This window comes from Polaribacter sargassicola (assembly GCF_021991835.1).
Lineage (GTDB): Bacteria > Bacteroidota > Bacteroidia > Flavobacteriales > Flavobacteriaceae > Polaribacter > Polaribacter sargassicola.
Genome location: NZ_JAHDAU010000001.1, coordinates 481864 through 503388 on the forward strand (window position 1 = coordinate 481864; position 21525 = coordinate 503388).

Annotated in this window: 17 protein-coding genes; 8 read left to right on the forward strand and 9 right to left on the reverse strand. The window is 30.2% G+C overall.

Translation table 11 applies throughout. From position 1 onward, the window contains the following. Positions 1-81 precede the first annotated feature (81 nt). The 9 genes from KI686_RS02115 to KI686_RS02155 form a co-directional block, all read right to left on the reverse strand. A complete protein-coding gene (locus KI686_RS02115; RefSeq protein ID WP_237587592.1) occupies positions 82-1128 on the reverse strand; it encodes a VWA domain-containing protein in 1047 nt (348 codons plus the stop codon). Positions 1129-1135: 7 nt separating this feature from the next. Continuing rightward, positions 1136-2140 (reverse strand): vWA domain-containing protein, encoded by a 1005-nt coding sequence (locus KI686_RS02120; RefSeq protein WP_237587842.1) that lies wholly within the window; start codon positions 2138-2140, stop codon positions 1136-1138. Further along, entirely contained in the window at positions 2127-3044 is a 918-nt protein-coding gene (locus KI686_RS02125; protein ID WP_237587593.1) for a BatD family protein, read from the reverse strand. The genes KI686_RS02120 and KI686_RS02125 overlap by 14 nt, the downstream gene beginning before the upstream one ends. A gap of 21 nt (positions 3045-3065) precedes the next feature. Next, on the reverse strand, positions 3066-3935 hold the full coding sequence (locus KI686_RS02130; protein WP_237587594.1) for a DUF58 domain-containing protein: 870 nt from the start codon (positions 3933-3935) through the stop codon (positions 3066-3068). A 98-nt stretch (positions 3936-4033) separates the two neighbouring features. Next, entirely contained in the window at positions 4034-5023 is a 990-nt protein-coding gene (locus KI686_RS02135; RefSeq protein WP_237587595.1) for an AAA family ATPase, read from the reverse strand. 105 nt (positions 5024-5128) lie between these two features. Next, entirely contained in the window at positions 5129-5905 is a 777-nt protein-coding gene (locus tag KI686_RS02140; RefSeq protein ID WP_237587596.1) for a UDP-2,3-diacylglucosamine diphosphatase, read from the reverse strand. A gap of 11 nt (positions 5906-5916) precedes the next feature. Beyond that, the gene (locus KI686_RS02145) at positions 5917-7491 is read right to left on the reverse strand and encodes a S41 family peptidase (RefSeq protein WP_237587597.1); all 1575 of its coding nucleotides are present in this window, start codon (positions 7489-7491) and stop codon (positions 5917-5919) included. Then, positions 7481-7909 (reverse strand): deoxycytidylate deaminase, encoded by a 429-nt coding sequence (locus KI686_RS02150; protein ID WP_237587598.1) that lies wholly within the window; start codon positions 7907-7909, stop codon positions 7481-7483. Before KI686_RS02150 ends, KI686_RS02145 begins: the two co-directional genes overlap by 11 nt. 114 nt (positions 7910-8023) lie before the next feature. Beyond that, positions 8024-8605, reverse strand: a complete 582-nt coding sequence (locus tag KI686_RS02155; RefSeq protein WP_237587599.1) for a HupE/UreJ family protein — start codon at positions 8603-8605, stop codon at positions 8024-8026. A gap of 219 nt (positions 8606-8824) precedes the next feature. Here KI686_RS02155 and nirB point away from each other — a divergent pair, with 219 nt between their 5' ends. The 8 genes from nirB to KI686_RS02195 all read left to right on the forward strand — a co-directional run bounded on the left by nirB (position 8825) and on the right by KI686_RS02195 (position 21513). Then, positions 8825-11341, forward strand: coding sequence for a nitrite reductase large subunit NirB (nirB, locus tag KI686_RS02160; protein WP_237587600.1), 2517 nt, complete (start codon positions 8825-8827; stop codon positions 11339-11341). A gap of 32 nt (positions 11342-11373) precedes the next feature. Continuing rightward, positions 11374-11751, forward strand: a complete 378-nt coding sequence (nirD, locus tag KI686_RS02165) for a nitrite reductase small subunit NirD (protein WP_237587601.1) — start codon at positions 11374-11376, stop codon at positions 11749-11751. Between the two features lie 9 nt (positions 11752-11760). Beyond that, positions 11761-12345, forward strand: coding sequence for a DUF4202 domain-containing protein (locus KI686_RS02170; RefSeq protein ID WP_237587602.1), 585 nt, complete (start codon positions 11761-11763; stop codon positions 12343-12345). Positions 12346-12362: 17 nt separating this feature from the next. Beyond that, complete coding sequence (locus KI686_RS02175; RefSeq protein WP_237587603.1) at positions 12363-14174, forward strand: sensor histidine kinase; 1812 nt, start codon at positions 12363-12365, stop codon at positions 14172-14174. A gap of 57 nt (positions 14175-14231) precedes the next feature. After that, positions 14232-14891, forward strand: a complete 660-nt coding sequence (locus tag KI686_RS02180; protein ID WP_237587604.1) for a response regulator transcription factor — start codon at positions 14232-14234, stop codon at positions 14889-14891. A 169-nt stretch (positions 14892-15060) separates the two neighbouring features. Continuing rightward, positions 15061-16494 (forward strand): MFS transporter, encoded by a 1434-nt coding sequence (locus KI686_RS02185; RefSeq protein WP_237587605.1) that lies wholly within the window; start codon positions 15061-15063, stop codon positions 16492-16494. Positions 16495-16561: 67 nt separating this feature from the next. Beyond that, positions 16562-20083, forward strand: coding sequence for a nitrate reductase (locus tag KI686_RS02190; RefSeq protein WP_237587606.1), 3522 nt, complete (start codon positions 16562-16564; stop codon positions 20081-20083). Then, positions 20080-21513 carry a rubredoxin gene (locus tag KI686_RS02195; RefSeq protein WP_237587607.1) on the forward strand — a complete coding sequence of 478 codons (1434 nt, stop codon included), beginning with the start codon at positions 20080-20082 and terminating at the stop codon, positions 21511-21513. The genes KI686_RS02190 and KI686_RS02195 overlap by 4 nt, the downstream gene beginning before the upstream one ends. Positions 21514-21525 lie beyond the last annotated feature (12 nt).

Genomic DNA, 21525 nt, shown 5'->3' on the forward strand with positions numbered 1-21525 from the left:
AATTTTTTCTAATAAAATTAAAAGAGCCAACTAAAATTTTAATTGGCTCTTTTAAAAAAGTTTTTTTTATGATGAGAAAAGTTATTTTTCGGTAGTTTCTTCATTAAACAAGTCTACTTTTCTTAACCATTTTGTTTTCTTTTCGAATAAGAAAATATCTATAATTAAGAAAAACAATCCAATAGCTAAAAACCATTGAAATTGGTCTTTATAATCTGAAAATTGTTTTGTTTCAAATTCATTTTTTTCTGCATTTGCAATAATTTCTGCAATTACATTTACGGGTTTGTCTGTAACATTACCATCTATATATTTACCATCTGCAGCATCTGCTATACCTTGTAAAATGTCTGGTTTACGTTGCGTAATAACAGTTTCTCCTTTATTGTCTTTTTTATAGCCAATCATAGATCCGTTAACACGCATTGGTATTGGCCCTCCATTTTCTGTACCTACACCAATTGTGTAAATTTTTACACCTTCTTCTGTTAATGTTTGTGCAACTTCTTTTGTTTCTTCTTGATGATCTTCTCCATCAGAAATAATAATTAAAAAACGATTGGTTTGTTCATCATTATTATAATACGTTTTTGCCAATTCTAATGCTCCGTTTATGTCTGTTCCTTGACTAGAAACCATATCTGGATTAGCATTTTGCAAAAACATATTTGCTGCACCGTGGTCTGTTGTTATTGGTAAAAGCGGATAAGAATTACCTGCATATACAATAATACCAACTCTATCTGACCCTAGTTTATCTATTGTTTTAGAGATAATTTGTTTTGCTTTTTCTAATCTGTTTGGCGCAATGTCTTCTGCCAACATACTTTTAGAAACATCTAACGCAAAAACAATATCTACACCTTCTCTTTTTACTGTTTGTAGTTTGGTACCCATTTTTGGGTTTACCAACGCTATTATTAAAAAAGTAAAACCTAATAATAATGTTATCAATTTTAAAACAGATTTAAAAATTGATGTATTTGGTGCTAGTTTTTTTAATAAATTTAAGTCAGAAAATTTTTTCTGCGTTCTTTTTTTCCACCATAAAACCAATAAGAAAACAACAATCATTGCCGGAATGATTATTAGTAGTGAAAAATAAATTGGTTCTTCTATTTTGTACATTCTTTTATTATATAAAACTTTTAAAAATTGTATTTCTCAAAATAAATTCTAATAGTAAAAATGCCAATGCTAAAAAGACAAAAATTCTATATTTTTCTTGATAATTGTAATATTTAAATTCTTCTATTTTTGTTTTTTCTAACTTATCTATTTCATCATAAATTTCTTTTAATGATGTATTGTCTGTAGCTCTAAAGTATTTTCCGTCTGTTTCTGCTGCAATTTCTTCTAGTAGAGCTTCATCAATTTCTACTTGTTGTTTTCTAAATTGTAATTTACCAGTTCTTGGATCTCTACTCCAAGGAAAATCTGCCATTCCGTTAGTACCAATACCAATTGTGTATGTTTTTATGCCTAACTCTTTAGCTAAAACTGTAGCTGTTCTTGGGTCTATATTACCAGAGTTATTTACACCATCGGTTAAAAGAATAATAACTTTACTTTTTGCTGTACTTTCTTTAAGTCTGTTTACGGCAGAACCTAATCCCATTCCTATAGCAGTTCCTCCTTCTAATTGCCCCCATTTTAGTTCAGAAATTGTACGTTTTACAATTCCTTTATCACTTGTAATAGGTGTTTGTGTAAAACTTTCTCCTGCATAAACAACAATACCTATTCTATCATTAGGTCTTCTGTCTATAAAATCGATAGCAACTTTTTTTAAGGCTTCTAACCTGTTTGGTTTTAAATCTCTTGCCAACATACTTGCAGAAACATCTATTGCCATAACAATATCTATACCTCTGTTAGATTTTGTTTTTTTACTTACAGCAACATTTCTAGGTCTTGCCAAAGCAATAATAATTGCTGCCAAAGCCAATAATCTTAAAAGATATAAAAGTGGTTTTAGTTTAGATGTAATACTGTTTGCTTTAAAACCTTTTATACTAGGTATAGACAAAACAGCAGTATCTTTTTTACGCATAAAAAAATACCAAATTGCTAAAAGTGGAATTAAAATTAGCAACCATAAAAACTCTATATTTTGAAATTCAAAATTACTCCAATTCATCATTTTCTTCAATAATTGGTTTAGGTTTTAAACTACTCACAATGTCTTGCGCGTCTTTTCTATCTTCTTCTATTTCTATAGCTAATGGTTTAGATTTTGCAAATTTTACTAAGTCTGCTTCGCGTAATAAATCTTTTAACTTTTTAATAGTGTCTTCTGATGTTAAAATTGTTTCTGCATTTTTAAAGTCTTTTATCATGTCTAAAACTTCATCTGTTGTTTTTTCTAATGCAGGTATTTTTAATTCACGTTCTATATATCCACGAACAATTTCTGTTAACTCAGAATAATATTCTTTTACTTTATTGTTTTGCCACAATAGTTTTTCATCTAACTCATTTAGTCTAAAGATAGCTTCTTCGTAAGGTGGTAGTGCTCTATAAGTTGGTTCATCTTCAACTTCTTTTCTTTTTCTAATAACAAACCAATAAATCCAGAAACCAATAATTGCTAAAGCAGCTAAAAGTATGTAAATGTATATTTTAAAATCATCAAAAGTATAAGGTTCTGCCTTTATAGATTTTATAGGGAATTTTTTAACTTTTGTAGTATCAACAGCAACTGTGGCTACATTTACTAAAAGAGAATCTGTTAAATATGCTTGGTTTTTTATAAAGATTTGTTGTTGCGGAATATAAAATGCGCCACTATCAAACCCTGTTAAAATATATTTTCTAATTAACGAGTTTTTAACGGTATCAACTTTAGTAGAATCTATTATTTCTAAACCTTGTAATTGTAATTTTGGTAGAATTACATTCTTAGTTTCATCTACAGAAATTTTTAAATTGAATTGCTCTCCAATTCTAATGTTTGTGGTATCTATTTCTGCTTTTACCATTGGTTCTTGTGCAAAACTAATGGTAGAAATAAATAGTAATATGTAGAATATTTGTTTTTTCATTTTAAAAAAGTAACTTAGTTACTACCTTCCTTTATGTTTAAAATAGCCCAATAATTTTTTTACGTAATTTTCATCAACCCTTGTGGTAACAGTACCTGCACCACTTCTTTTAAAAGTATTTAAATAATAATTAGACAAATGTAATGCACTTGTTTTATAATTTGTTCTTACAGTTTTTGATGAGGTATTTATTAGTTGGATATCTCCTGTTTCTGAATCTAACATTGGTACCATTCCTAAATTTGGAATTTCTTCATCATGTTTGTCATACACTCTAATACCTGTTAAATCATGTTTAGAAGCGGCAATTTTTAGTGTTTTTTCGTAATCATCATCCATAAAATCTGATAACATAAAAACAATTGCTTTTTTCTTTAAGACGCTCGATAAAAATTTTAGAGCAACATCTATATTTGTTTTTTTGCTTTTAGGTTTAAACTCTATTAATTCTCTAATAATTCTTAAAACATGGCTTTTTCCTTTTTTTGGCGGAATAAAAAGTTCTATGTCATCAGAAAAAAGAATTAAACCAACTTTATCGTTGTTTTGGGTTGCAGAAAAAGCCAATGTTGCAGCAATTTCTGTAACGGTTTCTTTTTTAAATTGAGTTGATGTACCAAATAATTCTGATCCAGAAACATCTACCATTAACATCATGGTTAACTCACGCTCTTCTTCAAAAACTTTAATATAAGGTTCGTTATAGCGTGCAGTTACATTCCAGTCAATAGCTCTTACATCGTCTCCAAATTGGTATTGGCGTACTTCAGAAAAAGTCATACCACGTCCTTTGAATGATGAGTGATATTCACCTCCAAAAATATGATCAGACAAACGACGTGTCTTAATCTCTATTTTACGAACTTTCTTTAGTATTTCTTTTGTTTGCAACGTGTAATCCTTTAATTATTAAAATGTGTAATTATTAGTACTTTTACGTGTAATATTGTTTTTAAATAACAATTTAACAGGTGTTTAATTACACTATTTTAAGGTACTTCAACTTCGTTGATAATAGAGTTAATAATATCTACAGAAGTTACGTTTTCTGCTTCTGCTTCATACGTAATACCTATTCTGTGACGTAAAACATCTACAACAACAGCTCTAACATCTTCTGGTATTACATAACCTCTTCTTTTAATAAATGCATAACATTTAGCAGCTTTTGCTAAGTTAATGCTACCACGAGGAGATGCTCCAAAACTTATTAAGTCTTTTAAATTTGCTAGATTATATTTCTCTGGATAACGAGTAGCAAAGATGATATCTAGAATATATTTTTCAATTTTTTCATCCATATATACCTCAGCAGCAACTTCACGAGCTCTTATAATTTGATCAACAGAAATAACTGGGTTTACTTTTGCAAAACCTCCAGTAAGATTCTGACGCATAATTATTTGTTCGTCTTGTAATTTAGGATAATCGATTACAACTTTTAGCATAAAACGGTCCATTTGTGCCTCTGGTAAAGGGTATGTACCTTCTTGCTCTACAGGGTTTTGTGTAGCCATTACTAAAAAAGGTTCATCTAATTTAAAAGACTCATCACCAATAGTAATTTGTTTTTCTTGCATTGCTTCTAGTAATGCAGATTGCACTTTTGCAGGTGCTCTGTTTATCTCATCTGCTAATACAAAATTTGCAAAAATTGGACCTTTTTTAATTTCAAAGTTGTTTTCTTTCATGTTATAAATCATGGTTCCAACAACATCTGCAGGTAATAAATCTGGTGTAAATTGTACTCTACTAAAGCTACCTTGTACAGCTTTAGATAATGTATTAATTGCTAAAGTTTTTGCCAAACCTGGTACACCTTCTAATAGAATATGTCCGTTACCAAGCAAACCAATTAACAAATTTTCTATCATTTGTTTTTGGCCAACAATTACTTTATTCATTTCTAAAGTAAGAATGTCTATAAAGGCACTTTCTCTTTCTATTTTTTCATTAATAGCTCTTACATCTACATCCATTGTAATATTGTATTAAGTTTTAAATTTTAAACGCTAACAAAGCTACAATTTTAACAAAATTATTTTGTTAAAACTAGGTTAAAGCTTCTTAAGTAACTTCTTTATTTAACGGGGTTTTGAGTTAAACTCTGTTAAATTAAATTCTAATTTATTAAATTCTCCAAATGTGTAATATTGTATCCAATCACCAAGGTTAATGTATTTAGAATTTTCTTGTAAATCTATTACCATTGGTAAATGTCTGTGGCCAAATACAAAAAAATCGTAATGCTTTTCGGTTAACTTTTTCTTGCAATACAAAACTAGCCATTCATTTTCTTCTCCTAAAAATTTTGCATCTTCATCACCAGAAATCATCTTGTTTTTTACAGACATATATTGGCCTAAACTTACACCAATATCTGGGTGCAACCATTTAAACATCCATTTAAATAAAGGAAAAGTAAATACTTTTTTCATTCTTTTGTAACCTTTATCTCCTGGGCCTAAACCATCTCCATGACCGATTAGAAATTTTTTATTGTTGATAAGAAACTCTTGTGGTTTGTGATAAACAGGTATGTTTAGTTCTTTTTTAAAATAATCATTCATCCATAGATCATGATTACCAACAAAAAAGTAAATAGGGATTCCGCTATCTTTAATTTCTGCTAATTTTCCTAAAACACGTACAAATCCTTTTGGTACAACGGTTTTATACTCGAACCAAAAATCAAATAAATCGCCCAATAAAAAAATTGCTTCTGCATCTTTTTTAACTTCATCTAACCAAGCTACAAACTTTTTTTCTCTAGGAAAACTAGCTTCTGCAGTTGGTGCGCCTAAATGTTGGTCTGAAGCAAAATAAACTTTTTTGTTGTTTGATGTATTTATTGAAATCATTATTAAAAAAGTTATTTCTTTTTGCTTTCTAATTCTAACACTTTTTGCAGCATTTTATCGTCTAGTTGAATAATTCTGTAAAAACCAACATCGCCAAAAAGTACATTTGCTATTGATGCTTTTAAGTATTTTTTTATTCTTTCTTTTGTTTTTAAAGAAGGTTTTCTTCTGTTTTTAACTGATGATAAGTATTTATTTAAAACAGCATTGTCTGTGTCAAAATCAGCAATAAAATCATTTAAAGTCCATTTAGATAGTTCTTTTCTTTTGTTATCAACAAAGTCGAAAGCAAAATCATTTATAGAATTAAAGTAAAAAGTAGACATGTAAGAAGTGGTGTCTATAGCTACAAAAACATCAGGAATAATACCACCACCACCGTAAACAACTTTACCTTTTGGTGTGGTAAATTTTAAAGAATCTACTACTTTAATACTGTCTTTATTAAGTAACTCTCCACTAGTAATTCTTTTTTGGTAATCATTATAATAATTCTTGTTTCCGTTGTGGTCGTATGGTTTTTGTATAGATCTTCCGGTAGGAGTATAATAACGTGCTGTTGTTAAACGTACTGCAGATCCATCACCTAAATCCATTTCTATTTGTACTAAACCTTTACCAAAAGACCTTCTTCCAATAATGGTTCCTTTATCGTTGTCTTGTAAGGCACCGGCTACAATTTCTGATGCTGATGCAGAATTTTCATCAATTAAAACATACAAACCTCCGTTTTCAAAATCTCCTTTAGAAGTTGCGTAAGATTCTTCAATTTTATTTTTATTGTTCTTTGTAAATACAATTAGTTTATCGTCTTCTAAAAATTCATCAATAATACTATTTGCAATATCTACAAAACCACCACCGTTACCACGTAAATCTAAAACTAAATCGGTCATTCCTTTATCTATTAAGGTGTTTAATGATGATTTAAATTCTTTGTAGGTGTTTCTTGCAAAACGATCTAACTTAATGTAACCAATAGTGTCATTAATCATGTATGATAAATCAACACTTTTTATATTAACTTTACCTCGAGTAACATTAATTGTAAATGTAGAATCGTTACTTTTTCTATAAATCTTTAGTGCAACCTTTGTGTTCGGTTTACCTTTTAAGTAACTTGGTACTTTGTCTGTGTAAAGTTTTTTACCAAATAAAGTATCTGTATCTGCCATTAAAATTCTATCACCCGCTTTAATACCTGCTTTAATACTTGGGCCGCCTTTTATTGGTTGTATAACTGTAATAGAGTCGTTAATCATTCTAAATTGAACGCCAATACCTACAAAATTACCTTGCATGTTTTCTGTTACTGCTTGTAGGTTTTCTTTAGGAATGTATACCGAATGAGGGTCTAATTTACCTAACATTTGGGTTATAGCTCCGTCTAAAAGGCTATCTGTATCTATTTCGTCTACGTAGTCTTTTTCTATAAAGTTGATGAGTCTTTTAATCTTCATTTCTTGTGAAGATTTTTTTGTTAAAGACAATACATTAGTGGTGTTTCCTTTTAAGGATATACCTATTATAACACCTAAAACTACTGCTATAGAAAAGTAAATAGGTAAATTCTTTTTATTCTTCATTCGGTAAATGATTTACTGTAACACCTGCTTTTTTTAGAAAAATTATACCCGATGGATCTTTGTAAGCTTCGCTATAAACAACGCGTTTTATACCTGCTTGATGAATTAATTTGCTGCATTGTGTGCAAGGAGATAGTGTAATATATAATGTAGCGCCTTTTGCAGATTGTGTAGAAGATGCTACTTTTAATATTGCGTTTGCTTCTGCATGTAAAACTTCCCATTTTGTAATTCCTTCTTCATCTTCGCAACAATTATCAAAACCACTAGGTGTTCCGTTAAAACCATCAGAAATTATCATTCTGTCTTTAACAATTAAAGCACCAACTTGTTTTCGTTTACAGTGCGATAATTTACCCCATTCAAAAGCCATTTTTAAATAAGCTCTATCGTATTTTAGTTGTTTTTCATTTGTCATTTTAACGAAAGTAAAAAGATTTGTCTAAATAAGACAAAGTTTTTAATACATCAATGCGCTAATCTAAAAAAAATAAATAACAAGATGTTTTTAATTTTTGTAAGATTAATGTGCTTACCAAAAAACTCTTTCTGCCATCATTTGAATTGCAAATCCAATAACAATAGAAGAGCAAACTAGAATCCAATCTCTTTTTGAAGCGTTAAAAAAGTACTGAATAATGGTGCCAATTATTAAAATACCTAAAACAATTATAATTTGAGCTCCTTCTATACCTAAAGCAAATTCTATTAATGGAAATAATTTGTCTTCTTCTTGGCCAATCATCATTCTAAAATAATTAGAAAAACCTAAACCGTGTATTAGGCCAAAAAATAAAGCAAATATTAAGTTGGTGTTAGATTGATTTGATGAAGATTCTTTTGTAGAAAAGATATTTACTACACCAGTAATAAAAATAGTTAGAGGAATTAAAAACTCTATTAATTCCATTTTCATTTTTAAAACTCCATAAGCAGATAGTGCCAAAGTAACAGAATGGCCAATTGTAAAGAGTGTAACTAGCCATAGTACTTTTTTCCATTGGTTAAAGTTGAAAATAACTGCTAAAACAATTAAAAATAAAATATGATCGTAGGCTGTAAAATCTAAGACATGATTAAGCCCCATTTTAAAATAAAGTAAAAAATCTTCCATAAAAAGCTTTAATTAGTGTCAAATATATTAAAAAGAGTACTTGTTTTAAATTTTTAATAGAGAATTAACAATTCTATTTGTATTATTTTAAATAATATTAAAAATATAAGTACCGGTATTTTAAAATCAGTAATTATTTGTTTTTTACGTAATAAATTTTATAAAAAACATTAAAAGTTAAGTATTTATACTTAGTTTTGTAATCTAAAATACTTAGTTATGCAAACAGTTATTGTAGTTGGTAATGGAATGGTTGGTTATAAATTTTGTGAAAAATTTGTAGAAGCCTCAAAAAACAAGGAGTATAAAATTATTGTTTTTGGTGAAGAGCCAAGACCCGCTTATGACAGAGTTCATTTAAGTGAATTCTTTGAAAACCAAGATGCAAAAGCTTTAGAAATGGCGCCTGCAGAATGGTATAAAGAAAACGGAATTGATTTAGTTGTTGATGAAAGAGTTTCTGATATTCAAAGAGGGACAAAGACAATTGTTACTGCAAAAAATAAAGTTTTTAATTATGATTACTTAGTATTGGCTACAGGTTCTTCTGCTTTTGTGCCGCCAATTAAAGGTGTTGAAAAAGAAGGTGTTTTTGTGTACAGAACTATAGAAGATTTAGAGGGTATGCTAGCGTATGCTGCTAAGTTAAAAGAAACAAATCCAAATGCAAAAGCAGCAGTTTTAGGTGGAGGTTTGTTAGGTTTAGAGGCTGGTAAGGCTGTTATGGATATGGGGTTAGAGCCACATATTGTAGAGTTTGCACCTAAGTTAATGCCAAGACAATTAGATTCTAGAAGTAGTCAGGTTTTGCAATTAAAATTAGAATCTATGGGTTTAAATATCCATTTAAGCAAAGCTACTAATCAAATTCTAGGAGAAGAATATATTACCGGAATGGAGTTTGGAGAAGATGATGTTTTAGATGTAGAAATGTTAGTAGTTTCTGCCGGAATTCGTCCTAGAGATGAATTAGGGAAAACTTCTGGTTTAGAAATGGGAGTTCGTGGCGGAATTGTAGTAAATAATAAAATGCAAACTTCCGATGAAAATATTTATGCAATTGGTGAAGTTGCTTTGTATAATCAAATGATATACGGTTTGGTTGCTCCTGGTTACGATATGGCTGATGTTGCTGTAAATCAAATTATTGGAAATACAGAAAAATTAATGCCTGCAGATATAGATATGTCTACCAAATTAAAGTTAATTGGTGTAGATGTAGCAAGTTTTGGAGAGCCTTTTATGCCAGCATCAAAAGGACATTCTATTATTTTTGAAAATAAAACTCAATATTTATATAAGAGAATAAACGTAAGTCATGACGGTAAAAAATTGCTAGGAGGAATTTTAGTAGGAGATGCATCAGATTATAATATGTTGCATCAAGTTTACTTAAACGGAATGGCAATTCCGGAAGATCCGGCTCAATTAATTTTACCAGCAAGTGAAGGTGGTTCTTCTTTTGGTGATGTTATGGATTTGCCAGACGAAGCGCAAGTATGCTCTTGTGAAAACGTTACAAAAGGTCAAATTTGTGGAGCCATAGAAAGTGGAGAAGCAAAAGATTTGGCAGATGTAGTTTCTTGTACTAAAGCAGGTACAGGTTGTGGTGGTTGTAAACCAATGGTAAAAGATATAACAACAGCAACGTTAAAATCTTTAGGTATAGAAGTAAAAGATTCTATTTGTGAGCATTTTGATTATAATAGACAAGATTTATATAAAATTATAGAAGTAAAAGGTTATACAACATTTAATGAAGTGTTAGATAGTCATGGAAATGGTGGGCATGGTTGTGAATTATGTAAACCTTTAGTAGCTTCTTTAATGGCAACAATTCATGCAGATACTGCAAATAAAGAATATGCAATTCAAGATTCTAATGATAGATTCTTGGCAAATATTCAAAGAAACGGAACATATTCTGTTGTGCCAAGAGTTCCTGGTGGAGAAATTACTCCAGATAAATTAATTGCTTTAGGTCAAATTGCAAAAAAATACGATTTATATACTAAAGTTACTGGAGGGGTAAGAATAGATTTATTTGGTGCAACTTTAAATCAATTACCATTAATTTGGAAAGAACTTATTGCTCATGGATTTGAAAGTGGGCATGCTTATGGTAAATCTCTAAGAACAGTAAAAACTTGTGTAGGTTCTACTTGGTGTAGATACGGAATGGCAGAAAGTGTAAGTTTTGGTATTGAGTTAGAAAACAGATATAGAGGTATTAGAGCTCCGCACAAAATTAAAGGTGGTGTTTCTGGTTGTATTAGAGAATGTGCAGAAGCGCGTGGAAAAGACTTTGGTTTAATTGCTGTAGAAGGTGGTTGGAATTTATATCTTGGTGGAAATGGAGGAGCAACTCCAAGACACGCAGAATTATTTGCAGAACAAATAGATAATGAAACTGTAATTAAATACTTAGATAGGTATTTAATGTTTTATATGAGAACTGCAAAACCATTGCAAAGAACAGCTGCTTGGCAAGAAAGATTAGAAGGAGGTTTAGATTATCTTAAAGAAGTTATAATAGAAGATAAACTAGGAATTGTTGAAGATTTAGAAAAAGAAATGGAAACTTTAGTTAATAAGTTTGAGTGTGAGTGGACTCAAGCTGTGAATGATCCAGAGGTAATGAAGCGATTTAATCATTTTGTAAACAGTGATGAAGAAGATGATAATATTGTTTTTGTGCCTATGAGAGATCAAAAAATGCCAAGACAATGGTCTTAAAATTTAAATATTAAATCTAATAATTTAAAGTAATGAGTGTAGTTTCTAGTAAATATAAAACGGTAAAACCAGATGAAGTAAAAGTTTGGTTTAAAGCAGCTTCAGTTAACGATTTTCCAAAAGACGGAGGTGCTTGTGTTAAATATAAAGATTTGCAAATTGCGGTGTTTAATTTTAAAAGATTAAATAAATGGTTTGCGTGTCAAAACTTATCACCAGAAAAAGGTGAAATGGTGTTAAGTAGAGGTATGATTGGTGATCATAAAGGAATACCAATGGTTGCTTGTCCTTTGCATAAAAAAACATTTTCATTAGAAACAGGAGAAAATTTAAATGGAGATATAGAACCAATTGCAACATATCCTATTAAAATTGAAAAAGAAAATGTGTATATTGGCTTTTCAGAATAAAGCTAAAATATGAAACCAACTAGATTTGAAACTGCTATTGCAATTATAGATAAAAAAAACGCCGAAGACCCAAATACTTATAAGGTTGCTGGTATAGATTATGCTAAAGAGTTGTTGTATTCTCAAAGGATGACAAGAACACTTTTACAGTTTGATCCTAATGCATCTAAAGCACTTCAAATAGCAGCAAGAGCTCAACATATTTGTCGTTGGCAAATTGCAAGAAGCGAGTATCCTATGGATAGAGTTGGGTATTTAAAATGGCGTGAAGAGTTAAAAAAAATGCACGCAAATATTACAGGAGAAATATTAGAGCAAGTAGGTTTTGATGCTCAGTTTGTAGAAAGAGTTCAGAAAATTATTCTAAAAAAACTCATCAAAAAAAATGAAGAATCGCAAGCATTAGAAGATACAATTTGCTTGGTATTTTTAGATTATTATTTTGATGAATTTGCAGAAAAACATTCAGAAGAAAAAATTATCGATATTTTAAAGAAAACATGGGTAAAAATGTCAGATAAAGGGCATGAAGCTGCTTTAAAAATTCCTTTTTCAGAAAAAAGTTTAGCTTTGGTAAAACAAGCTATTTCTTAATAACAACAAATAATTATATGACAAAAAACGGCAATTCATTAGACCAAAAAACGTTTGATAAATTAAGTCGTTTGTATGTAATAGCATTAAGTACTATTGCATTTTCGGTTGTTGTCAGTCAAATTTTAGTACATAAACATTTAGCTACTCAACAAAGTGATTCTACGGTAATTAATGTTGCAGGTAGACAAAGAATGTTAAGTCAGAAATTAACAAAAGAAATTGTTTCTCTCTCCGATTATTCTGATAAAAACAATAGAACTCTTTTAAAAAATAAAATAGCAGCTACACTCAATTTGTGGGAATTATCTCACTATGCACTTCAAAAAGGAAATGATAGTTTAGGACTTCCGAAAGAAAATAGTGATAAAATAAAAAATAAATTTAAAGTTATTAATCCTGTTTTTGATGTAATGAGAAAGGCATCAAATTCTATTATAAAAAAGCTAACTTTAAATCCGGTTGTTTCTAATGATGATCTTGTTTTAGATGTACAGAAAATAATTGATAATGAAAGTCATTTTTTGTTATTGATGGATGGAATTGTAAATCAGTATGATTTAGAGGCTGATGAAAAAGTAGTTTGGTTAAAAAAATTAGAATATTTTTTAATGGCTTTAACATTAACGATTCTTTTTGGTGAGTTTATTTTTATTTTTTGGCCTACTGCAAAATCGGTTAAAGCAACTCTTTCCGAATTGTTATCCGCAGAAAAAAAAGCAAAAAAAATGGCTTTTGATGCAGATGAATTAAGTATTGCTAAAGAAAGATCTATAAAAGAATTAAGGGCTTTAAGCCATGCAATGGATGAAACATTGTTGTTTGCTAGAATTTCTCCGAAAGGAAATCTAATTCATATGGGAAACAAGTTTTCGAGGCTTTTTAAAATATCTAAATTTAACAAAGAAGTTATATTTTGGAATGTTATAACAAGTAATGAAAGCGAGCGAGTTTTTATAGAAAATCTGATAAAAAAGCATAAAAAAACAGGTTGGCAAGGAGAGGTAAAAGCAACAATGAAAGATGGTACAGATGCGTGGTTAGAAATGTCTATTATTCCTTACAGGCCTACGGAAGATAAATCTGAGTTGTTAATAATTGGATCGGAAATTACAGATAGAAAAGAGGCGCAGTTAGAAATTGAAAGGCTAACAAAAGCAAGTTTTGAAGAGAAAATGAGCCAGCAAAAGGTAATTTCTAGTCAAATTATAGAAAATCAAGAAAAAGAACAAAACAGAATTGCTAAAGATGTGCATGATGGAATTGGCCAAATGTTAACAGGATTAAAGTATAATTTAGAGAGTATTAATGTTGATGATGTTGAGAAAACTGCGTCTAAAATTAAACATCTTAAAGAGCTTACTACTAATATTATAAAAGGGGTAAGAACGGCAACTTTTAATTTGGCTCCACCAGAATTGGCAGATCATGGAGTTGTACCAGCAATTACAAAATTAACACAAGAATTAAGTAGACTTACAGGTAAAGAAATTGTATTGTTTAATAAAACTGGTTTTAATAAACGTTTAGATTCTTTGGTAGAAATTAATATTTATAGGATTACGCAAGAAGCGATAAATAATGCAATTAAATATGCAGAATCCTCAAATATTTTGGTGTCTTTATCTCACAGTAAAAATATTTTAAGTATTGTTATAGATGATGATGGAAAAGGTTTTGTGCCATCTAAAGTAGAAAAAATAAAAAAAGGTGATGGTGGAATGGGAATGACATTTATGAATGAACGAATAACTTATATTGATGGACGTTTGTTTTTGAGTTCAGAACCAGGAAAAGGAACAAGGGTAACATTAAATATCCCTATTTAAGAATAAGTATTATTACTTAAAAATTATTTATTTTTGAAAGTATAAATTTTTATTATTATGATAAATATAGTTTTGGCAGATGATCATGTTTTGGTTAGAGATGGAATAAAAGCATTGTTAGAAGATCAATCTGGTTTAATGGTTGTTGATGAGGCTTCTAACGGAAAAGAAGCTTTAGAGATTGTGGCTAAAAACAAACCAGATGTTTTAATTATAGATATCAGAATGCCAGAAATGAATGGTATCGAGGCGGTAGCAGAAATTAATAAACGCCATAAAGATGTAAGAACTCTAATGCTTTCTATGCATGATTCAGAAGAATATGTTGTAAAATCTATAAAAGCAGGTGCGGATGGTTATTTGTTAAAAGGGGCAAGTAAAGAAGAGTTTTTAAAGGCTGTTAATAAAGTAGCTTCTGGTGGTAAGTATTTTACAGGAGATGTTTCTTCTATTATAATGAACAACTTTGTAAGTGGAAATACTGTAAGTTTTGAAGATTCTAAACCTGCGGTTAAAGAGCTTTCTGTAAAGTTAACAAAGAGAGAAAGGCAAGTTTTAAGTTTGGTGTTAGAGTTAAAAAATAATAAAGATATTGCAGAGGAGCTTAAGATAAGTAAACGTACTGCAGAGGTGCACCGTTTTAATTTAATGAAGAAATTAGAAGCTACAAACTTGCAAGAATTAACAATTAAAGCTAATGAGTATCAACTAGTTTAATGTTTTCTTGGGTTTTGTTTTTTTATTCTACTTTTTTTAACTACAATTTTATCAAATCTTTAAATTGATTGTTACGTAATTATTAATCTACTAATAATTATAAAAATACGTATTTTTTTACTTAAAATTAAGTATTTATACTTAGTTTTGTAAGTATAAAATATGTATTATGGCAACATTAGCTCAAGAAAAATCAACAAAATTAAGTTTATTTAACTTTAAACACGTGTCAACACGTACGTTTTGGATTACTTCAATATCGTTTTTTCTATGTTTCTTTTCATGGTTTGGTATTGTTCCTTTCATGCCAGATGTGGTTAAAGATTTAGGTTTAACACCAGATCAAAAATGGAATTCTATTATTTTGGCAGTTTCAGGTACTGTTTTTGCTCGTTTGCTTATAGGTAAATTATGTGATAAATACGGTCCTAGATTATGTTATACTTATTTATTAATGTTGGGTGCTATACCTGTTGTATTGTGTGGTTTAGTTCAAACTCCAACTCAATTTTTAGTTTGTAGATTATTTATAGGTTTTATAGGTGCATCATTTGTAATTACACAAGTACACACTTCTTTAATGTTTGCACCAAATATTGTAGGTACAGCAAATGCAACTTCTGCAGGTTGGGGTAATTTAGGTGGTGGAGCCAATAGACTTGGCATGCCGTTAATTGCAGGTGCTGTTATTGCTTTTGGAGTTGCGGATGCAGATGCTTGGAGGTATTCTATGGTAATTGCGGGTGTTGTATGTTTTTTAATGGGTATTGTTTATTTCTTATTTACAAAAGATACTCCTAAAGGAAATTTTAGCGAATTAAAAGCAGCTGGAGAAATGGTTGTTACTAAAAAAGATCAAGTTGGTTTTTTAGAAGTTTTAAAAGATTATAGAGTTTGGATTTTATTTGTTGTGTATGCATCAAGTTTCGGAATTGAATTAACTGTTTACGGAACTATGGATGACTATTTGCAAAATACATTTCAATTAGAAAGGGTAACAGCAGGAAATATTGTATTGTCTTTTGCGTTGATGAATATTTTTGCAAGAACATTAGGTGGTTTTTTTGGAGATAAATTTGGTAAATTAAAAGGTTTAAGAGGTCGTGTTTTGTTTTTGTCATTTATTTTAACATTGCAAGGTATTATGCTTATTTCTTTTTCAGGAGCAACAAGTTTAGTTTTAGGAATTGTGTTGCTAATCTGTTTTAGTTTAAGTGTGCAAATGGCGGAAGGAGCAACGTTTTCTGTAGTACCTTTTATAAATAAGAAAGCAATTGGTTCTGTTTCTGGTATTGTTGGTGCGGGAGGTAATGTTGGTGCATTTTTAGCGGCTATGTTATTAAAATCTAAATCTGCCGTTGCAGAAAAAGCTGCAATTGTTGCAAATGAAGGCTTGGGAGATGAGGTTGTAAAAGCAGCCCAATCTGTAGCGTCATCAAAAGCAGTTTCTAGTGGATATTTATTAATTGGTTTTATAGTTTTGGTAACTGCTATTGTGTCTTTGGCAATAAGGTTTTCTAAAGAAGAAGAAAGTGAAGATACTTTAAAACAAGAAACAGATGGTTTAGAGCCACAATTAGTGCCAGTTAGATTAAAGTCTTAAAAAGGAAATAAAAACAAATTTTGTTTAGTTAAAAATAATGTCGAATTTAGTATTAAACCTTGTCTAAATGATTAAAAATGAAATAAAAACAACGTGTTCTTACTGTGGTGTAGGTTGTGGAATTATCGTAAAAAAAGACATTAACAATAAGGTTTTTGTTGAAGGAGATAAAGAGCATCCTGTAAATAAAGGGATGTTGTGTTCTAAAGGAATGAATTTGCATTATGTGGCAAATGACACATCAGACAGAATTTTATATCCAGAAATGCGTTGGTCTCGTTCTCATCCTAGAGAAAGAGTTTCTTGGAATGCGGCTTTAGATAGAGCGGCAAATGTTTTTAAATCAATCATAAAAAAACATGGGCCAGATTCTGTAGCATTTTACGTTTCTGGGCAAAGTTTAACAGAAGAATATTATATAGCAAATAAGCTTACAAAAGGTTTTTTAGGAACCAATAATATAGACACTAACTCGCGTTTATGCATGAGTTCTGCTGTTGTTGGTTATAAAAAAACATTCGGAGAAGACAGTGTGCCAATCTCTTATGAAGATATAGAGTTAGCAGATTGTTTTTTAATTACTGGGGCAAACCCTGCTTGGTGTCATCCTATTTTATTTAGAAGGATAGAAAAACGAAAAGAAGAAAATCCTAATGTAAAAATAATTGTAATAGACCCTCGTAAAACAGATTCTGCAAGCTTTGCAGATTTACATTTACAGCTTATTCCTGGTACAGATGTTGTTTTATATAATGCAATTGGTAGAAGGTTGTATAAGAAAGGTTTAATTGATGAGGACTTTATTAATAAATATACTCAGGGATTTGACGATTATAAGAAGATTATTTTTGATACAACTTTAAAACAAGCTTCTAAAATTTGTGGAGTTCCGGCAGATGATATAGAAAAAGCAGCAGAAATAATAGGTCTTTCTAAAGGATTTATTAGTATGTGGGCAATGGGGTTAAACCAAAGTGTAGTTGGTACAGATAAAAATGTTTCACTTTTAAATTTATCTTTAATTACTGGGCAAGTTGGTAAGCCAGGTTCAGGTCCTTTTTCATTAACAGGTCAGCCAAATGCAATGGGCGGAAGGGAAGTTGGCGGAATGGCAAACTTATTAGCTGTTCATAAAGATTTAATGAATGAAGAGCATAGAAGAGAGGTTGCTCAGTTTTGGGGAGTTGATAAAATAAATCCAAAACCAGGTTTAACGGCAACAGAAATGTTTGATGCTTTAGAAAGCGGAAAGTTAAAAGCAGTTTGGATTGCTTGTACAAATCCGTTGGTAAGTTTACCAAATTCTCATCAAATAGAAAAAGCAATGGCAAATTCTAAGTTTGTGGTTGTGCAAGAAATTTCTCATAAATCAGACACTGTAAAATATGCAGATTTGGTTTTGCCAGCAGCCGCATGGTTAGAAAAAGAAGGTACAATGACAAATTCTGAACGTAGAATTTCTTACCTGCCAAAAGAAATAGAAGCACCAGGAGAAGCAAGACCAGATGTAGAGATTTTTTGTGATTTTGCACAAAGAATGGGTTTTAGAGGTTTTGATTATAATAGTGCAGAAGAAATTTATGATGAATATGCATCAATGACAAGAGGTACAAATATTGATGTTTCTTTTTTAAATTACGAAAGGTTAAAAACAGAAGGTACTTTTCAATGGCCTGTTAATAAGTACAGACATAAAGGAACTCCTCGTCTTTTTGAAGATAAAAAGTTTTATACGCCATCACAAAAAGCAATTTTTAATGTTCCGTCTACTATAGAAAATACAGCAGTAAAAACTAACGATGAATTTCCGTTAATACTAACCACGGGTCGTGTAAGAGATCAATGGCACACAATGACAAAAACGGGTAAAGTATCTCGTTTAAAAACACATTATCCAAAACCAGTATTAGAAATTAATCCTGTAGATGCATATTTAAAAGGGATTAAAGATGGAGATATTACAGAAATAAAAAGTGTAAATGGTGTTGTAAGGGTACGTGCAAAGGTTACAGATGCTATAAAAGAAGGTGTTGTTTTCTTGCCAATGCACTGGGGTAAAGTTTTAAAAAGTAATTTAAATAGAGCTAATAACTTAACAAATACACATTTAGATCCGGTTTCTAAAGAACCAGATTTTAAGTTTACAACCGTTTCTGTATCTAAATATAAAAAACCAAAAGAAAAGATAATTATTGCAGGTGCGGGTGCTGCAGCTTTTCGTTTTTTACAAAATTATAGAGACTATAATCAAGTAGATGAAATTCATGTTTTTTCTAAAGAAACTAATTTATTTTACAATAGGGTTTTATTGCCAGAGTATATTACAGAAGAACTTTCTTGGCAACAATTATTAAAGATTAAAAATGTAGAGTTAAGTAATTTAAAAATTAACATTCATCCAGAAACGATTATAGATAAAATTGATAAAGAAAATAAAACGGTTACAGATTCTAATGGAGAAATGCATACGTTTGATAAATTAATTTTAGCAACAGGTAGTAGAGCTTTTGTGCCAAAAGACGTTCAAATAGATTTGCCTGGGCGTTTTACAATGCGTAATAAAAGTGATGCCGATCGTTTTAAAACCTATTTAGATAATACAGGTTTGCCACCAGAAGAACAACATGTTGTAATTGTTGGTGGAGGTTTGTTAGGGTTAGAGTTGGCTGCAGCAATGAAGCATAAAAATGTAAAAATTACTATTATCCAAAGAGCTTCTCGTTTAATGGAGCGACAGTTAGATAAAATATCGAGTAAATTATTATCTTCAAATGTACAAGAAAGAGGCATTCAAATTTATTTTGATAATGAGGTAAGTACTGTTTTTGATGATGAAGATACGGGCGAATTAACCATCAATTTAAAATCTGGAAAATACATAACTGCAAATGCAATTGTGTATGCAATTGGTACAAGACCAAATATAGAAATAGCTAAAAATAACGGAATTGTTTGTGGAAGAGGTGTAAAGGTAAATCAGCATTTACAATCATCTCATCCAGATATTTTTGCAATAGGAGAAATTGCAGAATTTAATAATAAGTTATTTGGTATTACATCTGCTGCAGAAGAACAAGCAGGTATTTTGGCAAACTTTATTGCAGGAGATATTAGTGAAGCTTATAAAGGTTCTGTCTTAATGAATATTTTAAAATTCAGTGATTTAAATCTATGTAGTATTGGTGAAATTAAAGTACCAGAAAACGATGCTTCTTACGAGGAAATTATATTTACAGATATTTCTAAAGGATATTATAAAAAATGTATTGTAAAAGACGATTTGTTGATTGGTGCAGTTTTAGTTGGTGATAAAAATGAGTTTGCAGAATTTAAAACTTTAATAGAAAGTAAGATTGAAATGTCTGATAAGCGAGACACTTTATTAAGAGGATCTTCTAATGATGTGCCAATGTTGGGTGAGTTAGTTTGTTCTTGTAGTCAAGTTGGTGCAGGTAATATAGAAGAAGCTATTGCTGGTGGATGTACAGATTTTACAGAGTTATGTAATAAAACAGGTGCTGGATTGGGTTGTGGAAGTTGTAAAACAGAAGTAAGAGAAATTTTGAATAACGCAAAAGTAGGAGCATGAGCAAGCAGTTAAATAGAATTATTGTAAAAGGAGGAGTTTTATCTCCTGGAGAACTGAAATATATTTGTGAATCTGTAGAAAGTTTAGGCTTAAAAACCATTTCTTTTGGTTCTAGGCAAGATATTATTTTGCCTAAGAATATTACAAAAGATAGTTTGTCTTCTTTTGAAAAGCTTGTTGTTGTAGATGCTGAAGAAGTTGGTGTAGAAAATATTGTTTCCTCTTATGTTTGTGCAGATATTTTTCCTAGTACCTCTTGGTTAACAGGTGATAGATATTTGTATATTTTAGAGCAATTTCGCTCTAAATCAAAATTAAAAATAAATATTACAGATCCTAAACAGCGTTTAGTGCCTTTGTTTACGGGGCATGTTAATTTTATCGCATCAGAGCACGAAGATTATTGGTATTTGTATATAAGACTTCCTGGTTGGGAAGCTGTGCAAATGTATCCGGCATTAATTTATACATGGGATTTAGATAAGATAGAAAATGCAATAGAAGATATCTTGCAAGAAGAACCAGAAACTATAGAAACTATTTTTGAGTTGGTAAGTGATGCTATTGACACAGACAATAGAACTGTAGATAAAGTTTTAGACAATCCCTTTTATCCTTTTCCTTATTTTGAAGGGATGAATAAAATAGGAATGGATAAATACTGGTTAGGTTTGTATTGGAGAAATAACAAGTATGATATTTCTTTTCTAAAAGAAATGTGTGATTTGTGTTTGGAAAATAAAATAGGTAAAATATCTATTACTCCATGGAAATCTTTTATTGTAAAAGGTATTCCGAGAGAATCTAAGTTAATTTGGGAAAAATTTTTAGGTAAAAGAGGTATTAATGTTAGGCATTCTATGTTAGAGTTAAATTGGCATATACCGGTAGCAAATAAAGATGCAGTAAATTTAAAAAAATACTTAGTTTCTAATTTTGACCAAAATGATATAAGTACGTATGGTTTAACTTTTGGAATTGCAGATTATAGTAAATCTGCTTATTATTTTACATCAATTGTGGTTCAAAAGAATAAACAACCAGAAATGATTGGTAACTTTCAAACAAGAGATACGTATAATTTGTTATATGCTAAAAACTTCGATCCTAATACAAGGCAATACATTATGCATGTGCAAGATGTAGACAAAGTTGAGTTGCCTGGTTTATTAATGGAGTTAAGTCAGTTGTATTTTGATCAATTGGGTAGTGAAGTAGAAGAAGGAAAAGTATTGGTTGTTAAAAAAGAAGTAACAGAATTAGAGGTGTATCAGTGTTCTGATTGTTTAACAATTTATGATGAAGCTTATGGTGATGTAACTCAAGATATACCATCAGAAACGCTTTTTATAGATTTACCAGAAGAGTATCAATGTTCTTTGTGCGAAGCACCAAAAACTAATTTTAAAAAAGTAGTTTTAATAAAATAATCAATCTTTAAA

Coding starts and splice junctions, on each gene's coding strand:
- KI686_RS02115 (WP_237587592.1), bottom strand. CDS start 1,128: ATGTACAAAATAGAAGAACCAATTTATTTTTCACTACTAATAATCATT.
- KI686_RS02120 (WP_237587842.1), bottom strand. CDS start 2,140: ATGAATTGGAGTAATTTTGAATTTCAAAATATAGAGTTTTTATGGTTG.
- KI686_RS02125 (WP_237587593.1), bottom strand. CDS start 3,044: ATGAAAAAACAAATATTCTACATATTACTATTTATTTCTACCATTAGT.
- KI686_RS02135 (WP_237587595.1), bottom strand. CDS start 5,023: ATGGATGTAGATGTAAGAGCTATTAATGAAAAAATAGAAAGAGAAAGT.
- KI686_RS02140 (WP_237587596.1), bottom strand. CDS start 5,905: ATGATTTCAATAAATACATCAAACAACAAAAAAGTTTATTTTGCTTCA.
- KI686_RS02145 (WP_237587597.1), bottom strand. CDS start 7,491: ATGAAGAATAAAAAGAATTTACCTATTTACTTTTCTATAGCAGTAGTT.
- KI686_RS02150 (WP_237587598.1), bottom strand. CDS start 7,909: ATGACAAATGAAAAACAACTAAAATACGATAGAGCTTATTTAAAAATG.
- KI686_RS02155 (WP_237587599.1), bottom strand. CDS start 8,605: ATGGAAGATTTTTTACTTTATTTTAAAATGGGGCTTAATCATGTCTTA.
- nirB (WP_237587600.1), top strand. CDS start 8,825: ATGCAAACAGTTATTGTAGTTGGTAATGGAATGGTTGGTTATAAATTT.
- nirD (WP_237587601.1), top strand. CDS start 11,374: ATGAGTGTAGTTTCTAGTAAATATAAAACGGTAAAACCAGATGAAGTA.
- KI686_RS02170 (WP_237587602.1), top strand. CDS start 11,761: ATGAAACCAACTAGATTTGAAACTGCTATTGCAATTATAGATAAAAAA.
- KI686_RS02175 (WP_237587603.1), top strand. CDS start 12,363: ATGACAAAAAACGGCAATTCATTAGACCAAAAAACGTTTGATAAATTA.
- KI686_RS02180 (WP_237587604.1), top strand. CDS start 14,232: ATGATAAATATAGTTTTGGCAGATGATCATGTTTTGGTTAGAGATGGA.
- KI686_RS02185 (WP_237587605.1), top strand. CDS start 15,061: ATGGCAACATTAGCTCAAGAAAAATCAACAAAATTAAGTTTATTTAAC.
- KI686_RS02190 (WP_237587606.1), top strand. CDS start 16,562: ATGATTAAAAATGAAATAAAAACAACGTGTTCTTACTGTGGTGTAGGT.
- KI686_RS02195 (WP_237587607.1), top strand. CDS start 20,080: ATGAGCAAGCAGTTAAATAGAATTATTGTAAAAGGAGGAGTTTTATCT.